Source organism: Pseudochrobactrum lubricantis (assembly GCF_041929865.1).
GTDB classification, from domain to species: Bacteria; Pseudomonadota; Alphaproteobacteria; order Rhizobiales; family Rhizobiaceae; genus Pseudochrobactrum; species Pseudochrobactrum saccharolyticum.
Map to the genome: position 1 here is coordinate 215,885 of NZ_JBHEEE010000005.1, position 19,611 is coordinate 235,495.

At 52.3% G+C, this 19,611-nt stretch carries 13 protein-coding genes; 3 read left to right on the plus strand and 10 right to left on the minus strand.

Translation table 11 applies throughout. From position 1 onward, the window contains the following. Positions 1–97 precede the first annotated feature (97 nt). The 5 genes from JNC80_RS12325 to JNC80_RS12345 all read right to left on the minus strand — a co-directional run bounded on the left by JNC80_RS12325 (position 98) and on the right by JNC80_RS12345 (position 6,196). A complete protein-coding gene (locus JNC80_RS12325; protein ID WP_376710514.1) occupies positions 98–1,054 on the minus strand; it encodes a FecR family protein in 957 nt (318 codons plus the stop codon). An 85-nt stretch (positions 1,055–1,139) separates the two neighbouring features. After that, on the minus strand, positions 1,140–1,640 hold the full coding sequence (locus tag JNC80_RS12330) for an RNA polymerase sigma factor (RefSeq protein ID WP_376710515.1): 501 nt from the start codon (positions 1,638–1,640) through the stop codon (positions 1,140–1,142). A 181-nt stretch (positions 1,641–1,821) separates the two neighbouring features. Beyond that, positions 1,822–4,548, minus strand: a complete 2,727-nt coding sequence (locus tag JNC80_RS12335) for a TonB-dependent receptor (protein WP_376710516.1) — start codon at positions 4,546–4,548, stop codon at positions 1,822–1,824. A gap of 157 nt (positions 4,549–4,705) precedes the next feature. Further along, positions 4,706–5,662 (minus strand): FecR family protein, encoded by a 957-nt coding sequence (locus JNC80_RS12340; protein WP_376710517.1) that lies wholly within the window; start codon positions 5,660–5,662, stop codon positions 4,706–4,708. Positions 5,663–5,668: 6 nt separating this feature from the next. Then, a complete protein-coding gene (locus JNC80_RS12345) occupies positions 5,669–6,196 on the minus strand; it encodes an RNA polymerase sigma factor (protein ID WP_376710518.1) in 528 nt (175 codons plus the stop codon). 255 nt (positions 6,197–6,451) lie between these two features. Between JNC80_RS12345 and JNC80_RS12350 the strand changes: the two genes are divergently transcribed. Together JNC80_RS12350 and JNC80_RS12355 are read left to right on the plus strand one after the other, a co-directional pair. Beyond that, the gene (locus JNC80_RS12350) at positions 6,452–7,597 is read left to right on the plus strand and encodes an efflux RND transporter periplasmic adaptor subunit (protein ID WP_151159684.1); all 1,146 of its coding nucleotides are present in this window, start codon (positions 6,452–6,454) and stop codon (positions 7,595–7,597) included. 28 nt (positions 7,598–7,625) lie between these two features. After that, positions 7,626–10,706, plus strand: coding sequence for an efflux RND transporter permease subunit (locus JNC80_RS12355; protein WP_376710519.1), 3,081 nt, complete (start codon positions 7,626–7,628; stop codon positions 10,704–10,706). Positions 10,707–10,779: 73 nt separating this feature from the next. Here JNC80_RS12355 and JNC80_RS12360 read toward each other — a convergent pair whose 3' ends face one another. Continuing rightward, the gene (locus JNC80_RS12360; protein WP_376710520.1) at positions 10,780–12,474 is read right to left on the minus strand and encodes an amidohydrolase; all 1,695 of its coding nucleotides are present in this window, start codon (positions 12,472–12,474) and stop codon (positions 10,780–10,782) included. Positions 12,475–12,579: 105 nt separating this feature from the next. Then, positions 12,580–13,260, minus strand: coding sequence for a hydrolase (locus JNC80_RS12365; RefSeq protein WP_022710659.1), 681 nt, complete (start codon positions 13,258–13,260; stop codon positions 12,580–12,582). A 712-nt stretch (positions 13,261–13,972) separates the two neighbouring features. Between JNC80_RS12365 and JNC80_RS12370 the strand changes: the two genes are divergently transcribed. Then, positions 13,973–14,920, plus strand: a complete 948-nt coding sequence (locus tag JNC80_RS12370) for a helix-turn-helix domain-containing protein (protein WP_221719815.1) — start codon at positions 13,973–13,975, stop codon at positions 14,918–14,920. 73 nt (positions 14,921–14,993) lie between these two features. Here JNC80_RS12370 and JNC80_RS12375 read toward each other — a convergent pair whose 3' ends face one another. The 3 genes from JNC80_RS12375 to rbsK all read right to left on the minus strand — a co-directional run bounded on the left by JNC80_RS12375 (position 14,994) and on the right by rbsK (position 19,569). After that, positions 14,994–17,390 carry an aldehyde dehydrogenase family protein gene (locus JNC80_RS12375; RefSeq protein ID WP_376710521.1) on the minus strand — a complete coding sequence of 799 codons (2,397 nt, stop codon included), beginning with the start codon at positions 17,388–17,390 and terminating at the stop codon, positions 14,994–14,996. Positions 17,391–17,402: 12 nt separating this feature from the next. Beyond that, a complete protein-coding gene (gene deoC / locus JNC80_RS12380; protein WP_022709622.1) occupies positions 17,403–18,362 on the minus strand; it encodes a deoxyribose-phosphate aldolase in 960 nt (319 codons plus the stop codon). A 280-nt stretch (positions 18,363–18,642) separates the two neighbouring features. After that, positions 18,643–19,569: a ribokinase gene (rbsK, locus tag JNC80_RS12385; RefSeq protein WP_376710522.1), complete on the minus strand. Its 927-nt coding sequence runs from the start codon at positions 19,567–19,569 to the stop codon at positions 18,643–18,645. Positions 19,570–19,611 lie beyond the last annotated feature (42 nt).

Genomic DNA, 19,611 nt, shown 5'->3' on the forward strand with positions numbered 1-19,611 from the left:
GTCGGTCAATCATTACAGGCGTTTTTCTGCATGAGAAAACGCCCTCATATTCTTCTTTACGAGTGGCGGATAAAAATATTCAGTTTTTACTCATATTTTATACGGAAGAGACAATTGTCAGCAAAGACGCAATTTTTCGTGTCTTGGCGCCAAAAGGCCGGACAACTGCAGCAATGGCTGCATCAGGGTCGTTAAGATCAAACACACCGCTGACCGTGCGCGATCCGAGTGAAGGATCAGCGATCAATACGCGCCCGTTTTGCCAACGGGAAATTTTTGCACAAAGGGCGGCAACAGTTTCATTTTCCGCAAACAGCATGTTGGAGCGCCATGCTGCAATTTGTGATGGTTCCTGTTCACCGCGGGTAATCCGGTTGCTTGCGCTGTCAAAACTAAGCCACGTACCGGCTTCCAATCTTTCTCCGGCGACTGTGCCGGTTCTGGCTTCAACTGTGCCATGCGCCACGGCCACAGAGAGAAAGCCTTTTTCTGCAGAAACATCAAAAGCCGTGCCCAGCGCAGTGACCAGCATAGGGCCGGTTGAGACGGTAAAAGGCCTTGCGCTGTCCGGCTGAACCTGAAAATACGCCATGCCGGACAGCAATCCGATACGGCGGTCTCGCTCGGAAAAATCAACGGCAATTGCACTGTCAGGCCCCAGCGTGGCGAAGCTGCCGTCAGGCAGGGGAATGTCCCGGATCTCTGCCGTGGAGGTGATGTGATCGGCCTGCGACAGCAGCCACAGCTGCGGCACTGTCAGCGCGCCGGTGGTCAGGGCTCCAAGGCCGAGTGTGGTTCCGGCGATAAAATTGCGGCGGGATAGTTTGCTTTTCTCCGGTACTTTCCGGTTCTCTGTGAACAAAGTGCCGGTCATGCCATGAATGGCGGCCACACGCGCCCAGGCTGCGGCATGGGCAGGGCTGCGGGCAACCCATGTTTTAATCATGTCAGCAGAAACGGGATTAACGGGGTCATTTTGCAGACGGATAGCCAGATCGGCTGCTTCACGAAACAGCCGCTGTGCTTCCTCTGTCTCATCAGCGGAATTGGTCATATGTTTCAAGCCTGTCCGGATAGATTACTGTCTTATTTCTGTTTACGAATGAGCGTGGCCAATTTTCAGTGTATGGGGAAATTTGTCACAGTCCGGTAAGGCGCCTGTCAATAAATTCATAGGCATCTCTGATGAGTGCCCATGTTCTGCCCACGGAGAGATTAAGTTCCGCTGCAATCGCCGCAATGGTCATCTCATCCATACGGTGCATTTCAAATGCTTTGCGCGTTCGGGCGGGCAATTCCTGCAAAGCCTGTTGTGCCAGCATCAGTTTTTGCCGGTCATAGACCTGTTTTTCCGGTGAGGGAGAGGGGTCAGCAATGGCAGAAAAATCTTCGGGTGTGAGATCGGCTCTGCGTAGCAAACCTTCACGCCGCTGATGATCTGTACCGAGGTTGCGCGCAATTCTGAACAAATAGGCTGCGGGATTATAAGTGGTTTTGCTTTCCGCAGGCGGAGAGACCAAAACGCGTAAAAAAGTATCCTGCGTCAGATCAGCAGCCGTTTCTTCAGGAAGCCCTCTGCGGCGTAATGATTGTATAATATCACGCGCATGTTTTTTAAAAAGATGATGGAGATCCCACATCTGTGTAACCGTTTTCTGAAAGCATATGCGTCCGGCTCGTCAGGCAATGACGATAGAATAAATCTTGACTATTATAATCAAGTTTATTTTGCAAGGCATAAATCTACGCTTCAGATACGGGCAGGGGCTATGCCGGTGCGTGTGACCCAACGGCATAGCGGTCTGGTTGTCCCTGTGAGCCTTAAAAATTGGCCGTCAGAGATGCATAGAATGTCCGGCCCGGTCCCGGTTGCTGTGCAAGGCTGAGCGGATCGACATAGAACCGGTCTGTCAGATTTTCCACGCGCACACTGGCGGTATAAGTGTCGTTGATTTTATATTCTGCAAACACATCCACCAATGTGTAAGGCTGCCAGTTGATCATCGTGATGAACTGCGACATGCCCTGACCTGTGACATCACCATGTCCGCTCGCACGCGATGCGGTATAGGAAATGCGGCCGCCGACCGTGAGTGCATCATCCAGTAATTTCTGGGTCAGGGTCAGGTCTATACCATATTTAGGTGGTACGTGATTGGTGGCATAGTCGGCATAGAGAGATTTGTTTTCACAGGTTTCAGCGGTACGGCAGAACTCCACATTCAGATAATAATTGGCAGCCAGTGTGGCTTCGAAACCGCCGAGCGCATAATTGGCCGACATTTCAAGACCGGAGAAACGGGCGCGGTCAATATTGAAAATGCGCACATTCGCAGAGTTCGCATATCTGTGGAATTCGCGGGCGATGTAATCTTTTACATCCCAGTTGAAGTAACCCAGTTTGAGCATTGCACGATCTGTCCCGGTAATCAGGTCGTCCTGAATGAAGTTTGCACCGATTTCCCAGTTGTTGGAGCGCTCTGCCTTGGCATCCTCATTCACAGTCATATTGAATGCGGATACTGCTTCCATAATACTCGGAGCGCGCAAGGTGCTGGAATAATTGGTGTAGAATTGTGCGCCTTCAAACGGCTCGATTGTTACGCCCAATGACGGGCTGAAGCCGCCCTGTTTGAACCGCGCTTTGCCGTAAACCATATCAGGATGAACATATTTTGTGCGGCTGCGATCGCGCGACCACATATGGGAATAGCGCAGGCCGCCATTGACCGTCAGCCAGTCAACCGGTTTATACGCTGTCTTGATATAGGCTGCGGCTTCTTTACGGGTGCCGTCACGCAAATCAAGAAATGTGTCCCATTTCCTTGTTCCTTCGGTCGGCTTGGTATCTTCTTCTTTGTAAGACGCGCCATAGGTCATATCAAAATCACCATAGGCAGTCGTGAATTGTGAACGGTTGCTGATATCACCGCCCCATGTCCACAAATCCGGTCCGGATTTAAAGTCGACCGGTGCATTTGCCGGCAGCCAGTCGACCGGATTGCGCTGCTTCAGCTTCGTACCCCAGAGATTGGCCTTGAGATTAATCAGATCATTCTCTTCAGGATCCCAGCGATATTTAAATGTTCCTGTATGCGCTTCAATATCTGTCGTCAGGCGCTGTTGTCTGGCTTGTTGTCCGAGCGTGCTCAAAGCATTGGCCTTAAAAGTACCGGCCTTGCTTTCAAAACCTGTATAGCCAAGCTGAATACTATGCCCGTCGCCGAACATAACCTTACCTTTCAGCAGCAAGGACTCCGTTTTCAGCTGGGTGTTGAGAACCTGTTCACCGGGGCGGTAATTGGCCAGACCTGTATTCTCAATATATTGCGGATACCATCTGTATTCAGGATTGGGTAAGTTACAAAGAAAACTGCATACGCTCATCCCGCCGAGATTGGCGATACCGGCGGCAGGGCCGTTTTTACCAGCATGATAATTGCCGCGCTCGCGATAGGCATAGCCTGCCAGCAGTTCAATATTCTCGTCCTGCATAGCTGCAACGATACTGCCTGAACCATTGGTCGGCTTCAGAAAAGCCGGACGATTCATGGTGTCATCCGAACTCTTAACACTTGGTACATAGAGGTGATCGAATTCCGGCTGCAGATCGCCGGGATAACCGCTATTGATAATTTCGTAGCCCGCTTTTGTGTCTGTCACCGGTTTGCTGGAATTGGTACCGAAACCGCCTTTGACACGCAGGCCGAAGCGATTGCCTTCCTTGACAATATCGCCCGCCTCAATTGTACGCATGGCAACCGTACCGGCAATGCCGCTGGAAGCAGCATCAGAGCCTTTTTGGATATCAATGCCGCCGAGAAAATCCGGATCAACAAAGGTGCGGTTCGAGATACCCTGATAGCCCTGATAGACATTAATGGCATTTTCTGCGCCGTCGATAGTGGTCGCGACGCGCCCCATGCCCTGCATACCGCGGATATTCACATCAATCGCACCGGCACCATTGCGGGCTTCACCGGACATCACGCCCGGTGTGCCGCGGAAAATATCAGCAGGGCTTGCACCGCGAAAACGCTCAATCGTCTGCTCTGAAATATAAGAGGTCGGCGCTGCCGTGTGATATGGCGCTTCAGCCGCGGCGATTGAACCGCCATTGGTCACGGTGATTGTGTTCAGTGTCACGGTGCCGTCCGGTGCAACTACGGATTGGGCGCTTCCTGCCGGATCATGAATTGTGAGTGTTGTGCCCTGAATGGAGTAATTCAGGCCGGAGCCGGACAGCAATCTGCCCAGTGCCTGTTCCCGTGTCATCGTGCCTTGCACAGCAGGGCTTGTCTTGCCGGATACCATATCGGATCGCATCAGCAGTTTGAGACCGGCACGGTCAGCAAAACCGGCAAGTGCTGAACCCAGATTTTGTACGCGGATATTGAAACTGATCGTCTGCGATACAGTGGTCTGCGCATGGGCAATCATCGGCAATCCGGTGCCAAGCACTGCAATAAACGCAACCGAAGCCAGAAGTCCGGCCTTTTGCGCATGTTGGGACAAAGAGCGCTTTTTCGCCTTGATGATAGCCTGCATGGAAATATTCCGCCTTACCAATATGACACATTCCGGCCTCCGCTCATGACGGAAATTCCGGCCTCATAATTCAAAGACGAAACGGCATGGCTGATCTTGCACCGGTAAAATATAAAAATATGATTATTTTTATCATAAATTTGAATCGGGTAGTTTTTTAGCGCAAAATTGTCACAAAAGGCAGGCGGATCACGGAGACAGGCAGGGTGGTTTCAATGGCCTGTAAAATCTCTTCCGGCTGGCTGAGATCAAAAACGCCGGTGACCTGCAGTGTTTGCAGGCGGTTGCTGGCAAGAACAATTGTTCCGCCGCGATGACGCTCAATTTCTGTAACCACATCGCCGAGCGGTTTGGCGTTGAAAATCAGTTTGCCGCGGCGCCATGCAGTTTCAATGTCGGAATCCACCTCTTCCGGTGCGGATATATTACCTGTGTCTTCATAGCGGATACGGGTATTGGCACCGGCGACAACCATATTGCTTGTCCGGTTTGCGGGCTGTATCCGGCTGCTGACGCCGACAGTGCCTTCAATTACCGTGACAGCAACCTGCTGAGGTTTGATATCAATATCAAAAACCGTTCCCAGAGCACGGGTCTGCCCGTCAAGCGCCTCAACAATAAACGGGCGTGCCGCGTCTTTTGCGACAGTAAACAGAGCTTGCCCTTCATAAAGGGTCAGCCGTCTCTCATTGGCTGACATATCAACGGAGAGTGCAGAACCGGCATTGAGAAACACGGTTGAACCGTCAGCCAGCGTAATGCTCCGCTGCTCACCCGTAGCGGTTGTATAATCGGCATAGAGACGCGGCCCGATGAGCCCCGTCTGATGCAGCGCGGCACCACCGGTTATCAGTCCGGCCAGGCCGAGAACCGCGCGTCTGGTGAATTGTTTTTGCTTTGCGGATTTGCGGATGCTTTTACCGGCTGTGCCAATGCCGTGCCACAGTGCCTCAGCCTCGCGTGCAGCCATTTCATGCTCAGCGCTTTGACGACGCCAGTCTGCAAAACCCGCATGGTCCTGTGCTGTGGCTCGTCCTGAGCTGAGCTGTACAATCCGGTCGATTGCCTCATCGCTTAAGCTGATATCCGTTTTATATCTGATTTTTTCGGGCATAGCGGCTCAGGCGAGTGTACGGAAATGATCGCGGCAATGGCGCAATGCCTGCGCGAGATAACGTGCGACCATGCTTTCCGATACGCCCGGACGGCGGGCAATCTCATAATGGGTCAGCAGGTCACAGCGTGCCAGCAATAAGGCTTTACGCGGTTTTTCCGGTAATTGCAGCAGGGCGTAAATAAGTTGCCGCAACTGGTCGCGGTCAATCGCGAAGACCTCCGGTGTCGGCGCAGTATCGGCAATCGCCTGCAAAATCTCTTCATCGCTGAGGCAGGCTTTGTGGTGGCGCTGTTCCTTGCGCAGCAGATCAATCGCAATATTAGTGGCAATCCGCATGATGAAAGCGCGATGATCGCGAACCTCAGAAGAGCGCTCCTGTATTTTGGACAGGCGCAGCCATGTTTCCTGCAAAGCATCATCGGCCAGCTCATGGGAGCTGGTGCGTTTTTTGAGTATTTCGCGCAGCCATTTCAACTGCCGTAAATAGACAGACAACAGGTCTTCAGAATGGTCGGTTGATGGAATGCTCATGCCGTGTGACTGCGTGCAAAGGGGGGCGGATGAATAGATTTTTAATACTATACAAAAATACTCATATTTAAAAGCTGAAAAATTTCTGCACGGAAATATCCTGTGCGTAGCGGTGAAAGAGCTGCTGAAAGGCCGAAATCGCCGTGTTTTGGCGGGTTCTGCAGTTTTCTGTATTTCCTCCGCTGAAGCTTAACAAAAATATTGTTTGTGTTGCCGTTCCGGATGCAGTTCCGCCAACCTGAAAGGTAATCAAATATGAGGTTTCTGTTGTGCCTCTCCCTGTCCGCATATTCTCTGGCCGCTTCGGCGGCTTTTTCGGCAGAGGCTGCTCCTTCAGACGCAGCGATTGCGGGGGCTCAGATCGCCGTGGCGGAGCGCACTGTCACCACTTCTGTAGCCAAGCCGGTACCAACGGAATGGAAACTGGGTTTTAACGGGCTGTTTGTGCCGCGTGAAGAAGTGGCGGTAGGTACAACATTACAGGATCAGCGTATTGCCGCGGTTGAAGCGGAGGCTGGTGATTATGTAACCGCCGGACAGGTGCTGATGCGGCTGGATACGGTGAAACTGGATATCAAGCTTAGAGAAACAGAAGCGCGTGTTGCCCGCGCCCGTGCATGGCTGGCTCAGCAGGAGGCGACACAGGCGCAGGCGCAGTCCAGCCTGAACCGCACACAGCGTCTGCGCAGCAATGGTGCTGTCAGCGAGCAATCCTATGATGACAAGCTGTCGGCGCTGAATATTGCCGAACAGAGTGTGGGAGTGGCAAAGGCCGAGTTCACGCAGGCTGAGGCGCAACTGGCGGAGGCGAAAAGCGAAAGGGCACGGGCTGTTATTCATGCACCGGTCAGCGGTATCATTTCAGAACGCAATGCACGTGTCGGCGCACTGGCCGGTAGCGGCACACTTTTCAGCCTTATCCGCGACGGCGAGATAGAATTTGCGGCTGAAGTACCGGAAAGTGAAATCCTGCTGATGAAGGCAGGTCAGGCGGCGCATGTCACACTGCCTGACGGGAAAATCGCAGCCGGACATATCCGCTTATTATCGCCGAAAATTGACCGCCAAACGCGGCTGGGCAGAGCCTATATCGCGATTGAGGGCAAACAAATATCGCTCTTCTCCGGTGCTTTCGGCAGGGCAGATGTGGTGTTTTCGCAAAGCAAGGCAATTCTGGTCAATGACTCTGCGCTTTTGCATGGCCGTGAGGCATCCGATGCCTCGGTCTTTGTTGTTGTCGGCGGTAAGGCTGTCAAGAAAACAGTCAAGCTCGGCTTGCGCAAGAACGGAGCTGTTGAAATCCGTTCGGGCTTAAGCGCAGGCGATCACATCATTGAAAAAGCAGGGCCGCTGCTCCGCGACGGCGAGACGGTAACACCTGTTCCTGCACGGGCGCCTTGAAAATCCGGATTCCCTGAAAGTATTGTTTATGACCAGTAATATTTCCGCCTGGGCAATCCGCAAGCCGGTGCCGACGCTTGTTCTTTTCATTGTTCTGACCCTTGCCGGCTGGGCTGCATTCAATAAGCTGCCGGTGAATGCCAATCCCAAGGTATCCTTTCCCGTGGTGACGGTTGCGGTCACGCAGGCCAGTGCTGCCCCTTCCGAAATGGAAGCGCAGATTACACGCCGTATTGAAGGTGTGGTATCCGGCATCGCAGGGGTCAAACATCTGCGCTCCTCCATTGCGGATGGTGTGTCGACGACCACAGTGGAGTTCCGCATCGGGGTTGATCCCGACCGTGCCACCAATGATGTCCGTGAGGCCGTGGCGCAGATCCGCTCAGATTTGCCGCAGACTATTCAGGAACCGGTGGTCAGCCGTGTCGATGTTGAAGGCGGGGCAATCCTTTATTACACGATTTCCGCGCCGGATATTTCTGCGGTTGATATGTCATGGTTTGTGGATGATACGATTACCCGTGAACTACTGGCCGTGCCCGGTGTGCAGAAAGTGCAGCGATTGGGCGGTGTTAATCGTGAGGTGCGTATTGCGCTGAAACCGGAGCGGTTGCTGGCACTTGGTGTATCGGCGGATCAGGTCAATTCTGCTTTGCGCGAGCTGAATGTGAATGTGCCGAGCGGGCGGGGCAATATCGGCGACAGGGAGCAGTCGCTGCGCACGATTGCAAGCGCCAGAACGGTGGAAGAGCTTTCCGCTTTAACGATCTTATTGCCGGGCAACCGGTGGATCCCGTTGCGTGAGATTGCCACAATACAGGACGGGGCGGGTGAGCCGCGCGGCTTCTCCCGTCTGGACGGCAAAGCCGTGGTTGGCTTTTCTGTGTTCCGTGCAAAGGGCTATAGCGATACGGTTGTTGCCAATGGTGTCAAAAACCGGCTTGAGGACATAAGACAGCTCAATTCGGGCACAGAGATCAGGGAGGTCAGCTCCACGGTCGAATATACGGTGCAGAGCTATAATAATGCGATCACCACATTGCTGGAAGGCGCTGCGCTGACGGTTGCGGTGGTGTTTCTTTTCCTTCGCAACTGGCGGGCGACCGTGATCGCAGCGGTGGCCATGCCGCTTTCCATTTTGCCAACATTTGCGGCGATGTATCTCCTCGATTTTACACTCAACAGCATCAGTCTGCTGGCTCTGACACTCGTCATCGGTATTCTCGTTGATGATGCGATTGTGGAGATAGAGAATATTGAGCGCCATATTCATATGGGCAAGCGCCCCTATATTGCAGCGCTAGAAGCATCGGATGCGATCGGCCTGGCTGTTGTTGCGACAACCCTGACGATTGTCGCTATTTTTGCGCCGGTCAGTTTTATCGGCGGTGCGGTCGGGCAATATTTCAAACAATTCGGCCTGACTGTTGCGATTGCTGTACTGGTCTCCCTCGCTGTTGCTCGTTTGCTCACGCCGCTGATGGCTGCCTATATGTTGCAGCCGCATCCGGTGAGTGGTAAAGCACCGGGGTCTTCTGTACTTGGCCGTTGGTATCTCGGATTGCTGAGCTGGACGCTGCACCACCGCAAAGCAACCTTTGCTATGGTGGCGGGTATTTTTGCCGGTTCGGTCTATCTCATGACATTGCTGCCCACCGGCTTCATGCCGCAAAGCGACTCCAATGTTTCACAAATCAGCGTAACTCTGGCACCGGGTACCCGCCTTGATGAGACCGCCCGTGTCTCAGACGACATTGTCAATCAGCTGCTGAAACGACCTGAGATAAAGGATATTCTGGCCACATCATCGGATGGTGTGAATGAGTTCTCCCTGCTGATTAATCTCAAGCCGCGTGCGGAACGGGAGACAAGCCAGAAGGAATTCGAAGCGGTTATCCGTCCTTTGGTTGCTGCAATACCGGATATTCAGTTCACCTTTACAAAAGACGGCGGCGGCAAAGAAGTGGCTATTATTCTCGTCGGCAATAGCGGAGAAAATCTCACCCGTGCTGCCCGCGAGCTGGAAGCCCAGATGCGTGAACTGCCGGAACTCGCCAATGTGGTTTCATCCGAACCTCTGCCTGCACCGGAGCTGCATGTAAAACCGCGTCTGGATGAAGCTGCACGCCTTGGTGTGTCACCGGCCTCGATCGGCATGGTTGCCCGCATCGGAACAGTGGGTGAGACGGATGCCAATTCGGCGCAGTTTAATCTGGGTGACCGGCAAATACCGATCCGTGTTCTGCTGGAAAATTCTGCCCGCAGCGATCTGGATATGCTGAAGAACCTGAAAGTGGGAACCGCAACGGGCAATCCGGTTCCGCTTGCTTCCGTTGCGGATATTTCCTTCGGTTCTGCGGAAAGCCGTGTGGAGCGTCTGAACCGGATGCGGATGATCGAGGTGCAGGCTAATCTGGATAATAATGCGACGCTCGGCACGGCACTGGCAGCGATTGCTGCGCTGCCCGCCTATAAAAACCTGCCTGAAGGTGTCCGCGAAGTGGAATATGGCAGTGCGGAATATATGGCAGAAATGTTCAGTAATTTCGGACTGGCGCTGCTGACCGGTATTCTGATGGTGGCGGCAGTGCTGGTGCTGTTGTTTAAGGACTTCCTGCAACCTTTTACCATTCTGATTGCCTTGCCGCTTTCCATCGGCGGTGCGGCGATAGCACTGCTTCTCTATGGTGCGGCTTTGGATCTGTCATCGGTTATCGGTATTCTGATGCTGATGGGGATTGTCTGCAAAAATTCTATTCTGCTGGTTGATTATGCCATTGAGTGCCGCAAGGAAGGTCTTGATCGCGATGCGGCCTTGTTGAAAGCCGGTATTACGCGTGTCCGGCCGATTATCATGACCACAATCGCCATGGTGGCGGGGATGGTGCCTGCTGCCATTGGTATCGGCGGGGATGCGGAGTTTCGCGCGCCGATGGCGGTTGCTGTGATCGGCGGGCTGATAACCTCAACGGCACTCAGTCTGGTTTTCGTGCCGGTTATGTTTACCGCGATGGATGATCTGAACAGCTGGCTGAGCAGAAAGCTGAAAAAGCTGACTTCGGTAACCGATGAAGACAGAAAACATACTGTCTCGGGTGAGGTGCTCTGAATGTGAGGATATAGCAGGCAGGGAGCGGATTATGCTCCTTGCCTGCTATTGTTATCTGTCCGGCAATCTATATTTATTGCGCGTCGGCGGGTGTTTCCGGCAGATTTTCATGCACGATTTTGCCGTCTACAATGGTCAGAACCGAGCGTATCTTGTCGATTTCTTCTGCCGGAACGGTCAGGTAAGGCTGATCCAGAACTGCGAGATCGGCCTGTTTTCCTGTCTCCAGTGTGCCGCGGTTCTGCTCCGCAAAACCGATCCATGCCGCGTTTTTCGTATAGAGCGCGAGAGCCTCTTCACGGGACAGCAGTTGATCCTTTGCTTTTTGGATAACACCGCCGAGCGAGCGACCGGTGACGTGATATTCAATCGCCTGCCAGATGCCATAAATGCCGATACGTGTTGAATCCGTGCCGCCTGCAACCAGAATATTTTTATCAATTGCTGCACGGGTTGGCGGGGATTTGGCAACAATATCTTCGCCATTGGCTTTCAGAATTGCAGGGCCTTCAAAATAAGGGCCCATCTGTACGGTGTAGGACAATCCCAGCTTTTTCATCCGCTCCAGTGTAGCTTCTGAACCGGTATTGAGATGTGCGAGAGACCACCGTAAATCCTGCAACGGATAGGTCGTATTCACATCTTCAAACACGGTCAGAATATCGCTGGCTGCATCATCGGTATAGGCATGAATTTCCAGCGGAATACGGCGCTGTGCAGCAAATTGTGCGACCTTGCGTAACTCGTCTTTGGCTGCCTGCGGAGAGGTGAAGCCAGGCCCCATCTGAACGCCGTCATTCATGGCTGCAACGATGGATTCACCAATGCCGAGAAAGCTGACCATGCCGGTGTCATAATAAGGCTGGCGGAAGGCCATGAGGCTTTTGAACCATTCTGCTTCGGTACCGGATTGCATGGCCGGAATGCGATATCCTGCGCGGAGCGTCAGTTTGCCGTCCATTTGCAGGGCAAAGAGATTTTCATAGGCGGAAGAAGGACCTGCGGATGGATCAATAAAACCGGTCATACCGGCACTGTTAAGCGCCGAGAAAAATACCTGCATGCTTTGCAACTGCTGTTCGCGATCTGCGGGCATCATCTTGGCAAAGAGTGCATTATAGGAGCCGATATGACCCAGTAATTTACCGGTTGCCTTGCCATTCGCATCACGTTCAACCTGAATACCCTGCGGTATGGCCGGTTCGGCTTCATTGAGTTTTAAGGTTTCGATACCCTTCTCATTGAGCAAAGCATAATCATACAAATATTGAACATAGACCGGATGATCGGGAACGGCTTTGCTCAGTTCCGCCACAGTCGGAGCGCGGTTTTCTTCAAACTGTTCCGGTAACCATGAACCGACAACGGCTACCCATTGATCCGGTTGTTTTTTTGCTGCTGTCTCTTGTAAAGTTTTCAGAGCGTCCGGCAGTTTGGTTTCATCATACCAATAGGTTTCGGATGTATAAGTCTGACCGCCGCGAATGGCATGAATATGAGTATCGACCAGACCCGGAATGACAGTCTTGCCTTGCAGATCAATGCGGCGGGTTTTGTCAGTGCTGAATTTTTCTGCGAGCGTGTCATCACCAACAGCAAGAATATGATTGCCCGAAATCGCCAGTGCCGTTGCAGCAGGCTGGTTTTCATTCATGGTGATGATGTTGCCGTTGTAAAGAATGAGATTTGCGTCATTCGCTGCGGCAGGATTCATCAGCGCAGCCAGACCGGCAAATATAAGAGGGGTGGTTTTGAGAACAGAACGCATGGCTTGATATCCCTTCCGAATAGTTGAAGCGGAATTCAGATATTTATTGCTTGTGTTAGTATTAATGAAAAAACGGCAGGCGGAAACCGCCTGCCGTTTTTGTTGTTACTTGCGCATTGAGTCGAGAACTTCGTGGTTCTTCTCAACTTCCTGTGCCTTAACATAGCTTTCAATCAGAAGCTGGTAGGCAGGAAAAATCTTGGTGTAGACTTCAGCCCATTCCTGAGCGTCCGGACGGTTCCAGCTGCGCTGGATTTCAGAAGCCACAGCAGCGGTATCAATCGGCACAACGCCGGCCTGCATCACACGTGCCAGAGTAATTTCCTGTGCCATTTTCGAATAAGTGCCGGAAGCATCGATAACAGCAAAGACTTTATAACCATCCTGCACCGCGCTGATTGACGGGAAGGCCATGCAAACACTGGTGATTGTACCGGCAATAATCAGGGTTTTGCGGCCGGTTGCTTTAACGGCTGCAACAAAGTCCGGATTATCCCATGCATTGATTTCGCCTTTACGGGCAATATATTGCGCATGAGGCGCATTGGCATGGATTTCCGGAATCAGCGGGCCGTTCGGACCCTGCGGAACAGAAGCGGTGGTGATAACCGGAATATTGGCCAGTGTTGCGATCTTGGCAAGCGCAGTTGCGTGATTGCGCAGAACAGGCATTGGCATATCGCCGACAGTCTGGAACAGGCCGCTCTGATGGTCGATCAGCAGCATAACTGCATCATTTGGGTCGATAACCGGACGCTGGCCGTTGAAATTTGCCGGATTGGTCATTTTAAGTCTCCTCAGTTGTTAATCCGCCTCGCGGACGGGTTATATGCTGTGCGGTCAGACAGCTTGTTCTGCCGCGTAATTTCCTCTGATAACGCTCACTGACTGATGGCTGGTTGTTTGTGCTCAGCCGGTGGTTCGTGAAGTGTTATCGTCTGGATATGAACATAAAACTGCACCAATCATCTGTATAGATCGAAGTTTACACCTTAATGTCCTGATTATGAGACAATTGCGGTGTTGTGAAATGGAATGTGAAACTTCCAACCGGATTGACTTAAAAGCACAGCATTGACGGGGATGGAGCTGAGAAGACGGTAATTTCGCACGCAGTTTTATCAGTCGGGCGTGTTCAATGATTGTTACGATAATACAACCTGTAATTGTTTGTCGTGCAGAGATCTACAATGGTTGTATTTTTCAACTTTAGCATCGCAATAATCTGAAATATTACGATTCTTGTAAATTTTATAATTAAATCAATAAGATAATAAAAATACGGACAGGGAATTAAAAATTTAACTTGTCTCGTAAAAATTTAATTGCATGGTTAATACAACCTATGGTAGATATTTTGTGAAGAGTGAGGTTGCGTAAAACAGGTTGTGTAAATCGGGGTGCCATCCCGCTGCCGTCAGCAGTTTCTGCAAATGCGGGCAGAAGGGGAAAGGCAAAATATTACAAGTAAATAATGTTTAATTCATTAGGGTGCGAGATGAACAATCTATTTACAGCCAACGGCGAAGATCATGCTGCAGTTTCACAAGGGATTTTATTCCGTGAGGCGGATGGACAACTGAACAGCAGTTTCTCTGATACATTTAAGAATCTGGTGCATTACAATAATCAGATTGCCTATATTGTGAGCCATAGCGGTAAATTCAGCTGTGAGCATAATCATTATGTGGTCATTATCACGCTTGCGGCGATCAAAGATCTGCATTGGTCTTTGCAGGGCAAATTCGGGGAAAGTTTTGACGCGCCAGCCGGATCAGTGCTGATTATTCCGCAAGGTGCTGAATATGTTATGAGCTGGCCGATTGAAACGGACTATATCCAGATTGCACTGGATGACGGATTGCTGGGCGATTTACAGGATATTACCGGTGGTTTGTCACTCAAAGAATTATTCCCACATCCGACAAGACTGCCAAATCCAAAGGCGCTGCTGATTGCCAATCTGCTGCGCGCGGAACTGCTTAAAAATGCGCCGGTCAGCGCAGGCTATATCAAAGCTTTATTGTCAGTTCTGATGGTGCAACTGGTGCAGAACCATTCTTTTCTGAGGGCAGGAAGCGGGCGGCAGGAGAGTGGTGGCCTGTCTTATCAGGCATCAAGGCGTATCGAAGCTTATTTGCGTGAAAACTATATGCGCAAATTATCGATCTCCAAAATGGCGGATATATTGGGCGTGTCCGGCGGGCATTTCCTGACATCTTTCCGCGAGAGTTTCGGGCAGACACCGCATCAGTTTTTGCTGATGCTGCGGTTGAATGCGGCGGAAGAAATGCTGCTCGGCAGTGATATTTGTCTGGCGGAAATTGCTGACAGGGCAGGATTTTCCAGCCAGAGCCATATGACTACAGCCTTGAAAAAATGCCGGATGGTGACACCGGGTGAATTGCGCCGCAAAAGATTGAGTGCTGTCAAAACACACAAGTAAAATTGCAAACAGGATTCATAAATAAAGCCGCCGCCTGAAAACAGGCGGCGGCTTTTTTACGCTGTAATCTGAATTATGCGCCGTATGGCACCCAGATGTTTTTCACCTGCACTGCACGGCGCAGATAATCACGTCCCTGACCCTGTGCTGTATCCAGCCAGTTACGCTGACGGCCATTGCTTACCCATGTGGCTTTGAGATTGCCGGTCGAGGCTTTCTCAACCATGGCACTGCCTGCCTGCGAGCCGACATACCAGAGCGCGGATACGGCATCATGTTCAGCGAGTGTTTTCGCCAGCACATCGCGTTCACCGGTGATGAGATTGACCACACCGGCCGGTACGTCTGATGTATCCAGCACCTGATAGAAAGCACCGGCGATTAGCGGATGACGGCCGGACGGCACAACCACAGCGCGGTTGCCCATAGCGATTGCCGGCAGGATCAGTGAGACCATTGAGAGCAATGGTAATTCATCAGGACAGACAATACCGGTCACGCCCCATGGCTCATTCATGGCCAGTGTGACATGACGCGATTTGGTGGAGTGAACGGCTCCGTCAAACTTGTCTGCCTGTGCGGCATAATAGAAAATACGACGGATTGAAGCGTCGAATTCTTCTTCTGCCTTTTTCTCGGAAACACCGGTGCTGGTGGTGAGTAATTCAATGAATTCAGCACGGCGCTGTTCGAGATTTTCGCCTAAGTAATACAGTACCTGTGCACGGTTATGGGTGGTTGCACCGCCCCATGATCCGGCTTTGGCTGCTGCTTCTACGGCATTACGGATATCTTTGCGGTTGCTGAGCGGTGCTTCGCCGATGACAACATTGCCTTTGCCGTAAACCGCATAGCTTGCACCACCGTCAGGACGTGCCTGCTTGCCGCCGACATAGTTTTTCATGGTGCGGTCGATGGAACCGGCAGCCACTTTCTCACCGGCGACAGGCAGAGCGGAGAAAGATGGTGCATCGGTTTCTTTAACGAGCGGCAGGGCTTTTTCCCAGTCGCTGACCAGATATTCATAAAGCCCTTCGCGCGCGCCTTCACGGCCGAAACCGCTTTCACGATAACCGCCGAAACCGGCACCGGCATCGAGCATATTGGTGCAGTTGATCCAGACAACACCGGCTTTAACGGAAGCTGCAATATCCAGAGCGGTATTGATATTTTCCGACCAGATGGAAGCGGCCAGTCCGTAAGAGGTGTTATTGGCCAGTGCAATCGCTTCCACCGGTGTGCGGAAGGTTGTTGCTGCCGCAATCGGGCCGAAGATTTCAACCTGACAAACTGTGGAAGCCTGATCCACTTCTGTAAAGAAGCCCGGCGCGATGAAATTGCCTTTGGCTGGCAGAGCATTTGGTGTCTGCCACAGTGCACCGCCTTCTTCCACGCCTTTGGCGATCAGTGCGGAAATACGCTTAACCTGCAACGGGGAGACGATTGCGCCGACATCAGTGGATTTATCCAGCGGATCACCGACGCGGATTGTTTCAAGACGCTTGCGCAACTTGCTATAGAAACGCTCCGCAATACCCTCCTGAACCAGAAGGCGGGAACCTGCACAGCACACTTCACCCTGATTGAACCAGATCGCATCAACAACACCTTCAACAGCGCTGTCGAGATCGGCATCTTCGAAAACGATGAACGGTGACTTGCCGCCGAGTTCCAGCGACAGCTTTTTGCCCGAACCGGCAATCTGTTCGCGGATGACACGGCCGACATTGGTCGAACCGGTAAAGGCAACCTTGTTGACATCATCATGGCCGCAGATCAGCGCACCGGTTTCGCCGTCGCCCTGTACAATATTGACCACACCGGCAGGCAGACCAACTTCATGGCAGATTTCCGCAAAGGCAATCGCTGTCAGCGGGGTTAGATCGGCAGGCTTCAGTACAACCGTATTACCGGCAGCGAGTGCAGGAGCGATTTTCCATGCCAGCATCAAAAGCGGGAAGTTCCACGGGATCACCTGACCGCAGACGCCGACAGGGGAGAAACCACGGAACTCATCTTCCACCATCTCAGCCCAACCGGCGTGATGATAGAAATGACGGACAGCCAGCGGCACATCAATATCGCGGCTTTCGCGGATCGGTTTGCCGTTATCCATGCTTTCCAGCACGGAGAAGAAACGCTCACGCTTCTGCAGATGTCGGGCAATTGCGTAGAGATATTTGGCGCGTTCATGGCCGGAGAGTTTCGACCATTTGCCAAACGCGGCGCGCGCGGCTTTGACAGCGGTATCAACATCTTCCGCAGTGCCCTTGGCAATGCCTGCCAGGCGCTGTTCTGTTGCCGGATTGATGACATCAATAATCTGCGCATTGCCTGCATCGGTAAAGCGGCCATTGATGAAATGACCAAACGGCGCGGAATGATTTTTCAGCCATGCAACAACATCGCCATTGGCTTCGGGAGACGGACCATATTCCATTGTGTTCAGAATATCCTTGATCTGTGCCATAGTCGTAATTCCTTATGCCGCAGCGTGACGGGAGAGGTCGGCATAACGGCCGGTCACATAATGTTCGAGCTGGCGTTCAATATCGCCGAGCAATGAGGAAGCGCCGATACGGAACAGATCCGGCTGCAGCCAGTCATGACCCAGCTCTTCCTTCATCATCGACAACCAGACGAGGGCTTCTTTTGCAGTACGCAGGCCACCGGCAGGCTTGAAGCCGATAATCTGGCCTGTGAGTTCGCCGTAATCGCGCAGTGCACGTACCATGGTCAGGCTGACCGGCAGGGTTGCATTGACTTCTTCTTTGCCTGTCGAGGTTTTGATGAAGTCGGAACCGGCCTGCATTGCAACCATAGATGCCTTATAGACATTGGTCAGCGTTTGCAGGTCGCCGGTGGCCAGAATGGCCTTCATATGGGCTTCACCGCAGGCTTCGCGCATCGCAGCCATTTCATCATAAAGCGCCTGCCAGTTCTGGGTCAGAACATGTTCACGAGTGATGACGATATCGATTTCTTTCGCGCCTTCTTCAACCGCATAACGGATTTCAGCCAGACGCAGCGGCAGCGGAATAAGACCGGCAGGGAAGCCGGTGGCGACGGAAGCAACGGGGATATTTGTGCCTTCCAGCGCTTTAACCGCATGGGGAACCATTGTCGGATAAACGCAGACCGCACCGGTGGTGATATTGGCATCAGCGAGGCCAAGACCTTCCAGAATATCCGCACGGATCGGGTTTTTGGCTTTGGCGCAAAGGCGGCGCACACGACCGGCAGTGTCATCACCGGCCAGTGTTGTCAGGTCAATGCACTGGATGGCGCGTACCAGCCAGGCAGCCTGATATTCCTTTTTCACCGAACGGCGGGCGGGAATGGTCGCGGCACGGCGCTCAAGTGCCGAGCGGTTGACGTTGATATCGTCAAACCATTCGGTTTTCAGCGGGGTTCCGGTGTTACGTGCATGAGAAGTGCTCATCGTATATCCGTAAAATTGGGGTGCAATCAGAGGCCTGTTCTGGGTGGAAGCAAGCTGTCCTGACAGGTTTCCGGCTACGGGGGTAAAACCGGAAAGCTGTCAGTTCCGGTGATTGCACCGGTTAAATCAACGCGCTGTTCTGCCTGTTATCAGGCGTTTTGCGCAGCATATTTAGGAGCACTTTCCAGCAAAAGTGGGAGCCGGTTTTGCGTTCGGAAATGCGTTAGGCAAATAGATAGAGCGGTTCCAATGGTTCAATATTGGCTGGAACCGCTCTGGTTTAGCTATGGCTTTTGCAGAACTCTGCAAACTCTTCGAGAGATGCATAGGATTTCTGCGTGCCTGTCTTTGTAATGCTGTCGGCGGCATAGAGGCTGGCGCTTTTCAGAGCCTCCGCCACATTGCCGTGTTCAGCATAAAACCGTGCGAAAGAGCCGATAAAGGCATCACCTGCGCCGGTTGTATCTTTCGGGGTGACTTTGACCGGTGCGATATTGACCACCTCATCTGCTGTCACCAGACGTGCGCCACGACCGCCGAGTGTGACGATGACGGTGCGGATGCCTTTGGCAATCAGCGAGCGGGCAGCGGCAATGGTTTCATCATCCGTCGAGGTCGGCATGCCGGAAAGCAGCGCCAGCTCGGTCTCGTTCGGTACGAGGAATGACACCTGACGGATGCGTTCAGGATCAAGATCAGCCGCAGCCGGTGCCGGATTGAGAATGGTTTCAATGCCGTTTGCCGCTGCAAAAGCGATGGTGTGATAGACGGTCTCGACCGGTACTTCCATCTGCATCAGGATCAGGCCGCATTGTTTCAGATCTTCGGCTGCATCATCCACATCTTGCGGCAGCAGATCGGCATTGGCGCCTTTAACGATGAGAATGGAATTTTCACCGCTTTTATCGACAAAAATCGGGGCGACGCCGCTGGATTTACCTTTGATAACGCCGACATGTTTGGTGTCGATACCGGCTTTTTTCAGGTTGAAAATAGTGTTGTCGCCGAAAATATCATCACCGACTTTGGTTACCATCATTACATCGGCACCAAGACGTGCTGCAGCAAATGCCTGATTGGCACCCTTGCCGCCGCAGCCCATTTCAAACAAAGGCGCTTCCAGCGTTTCGCCGAGAACTGGCATACGGTCCATATAGGTAACCAGATCGACCATATTGGAACCGACAACAGCGATTTTTTTCGACATCAGAACTACTCTATCTCTTTGTTTCCGCACTTAATCTTATTC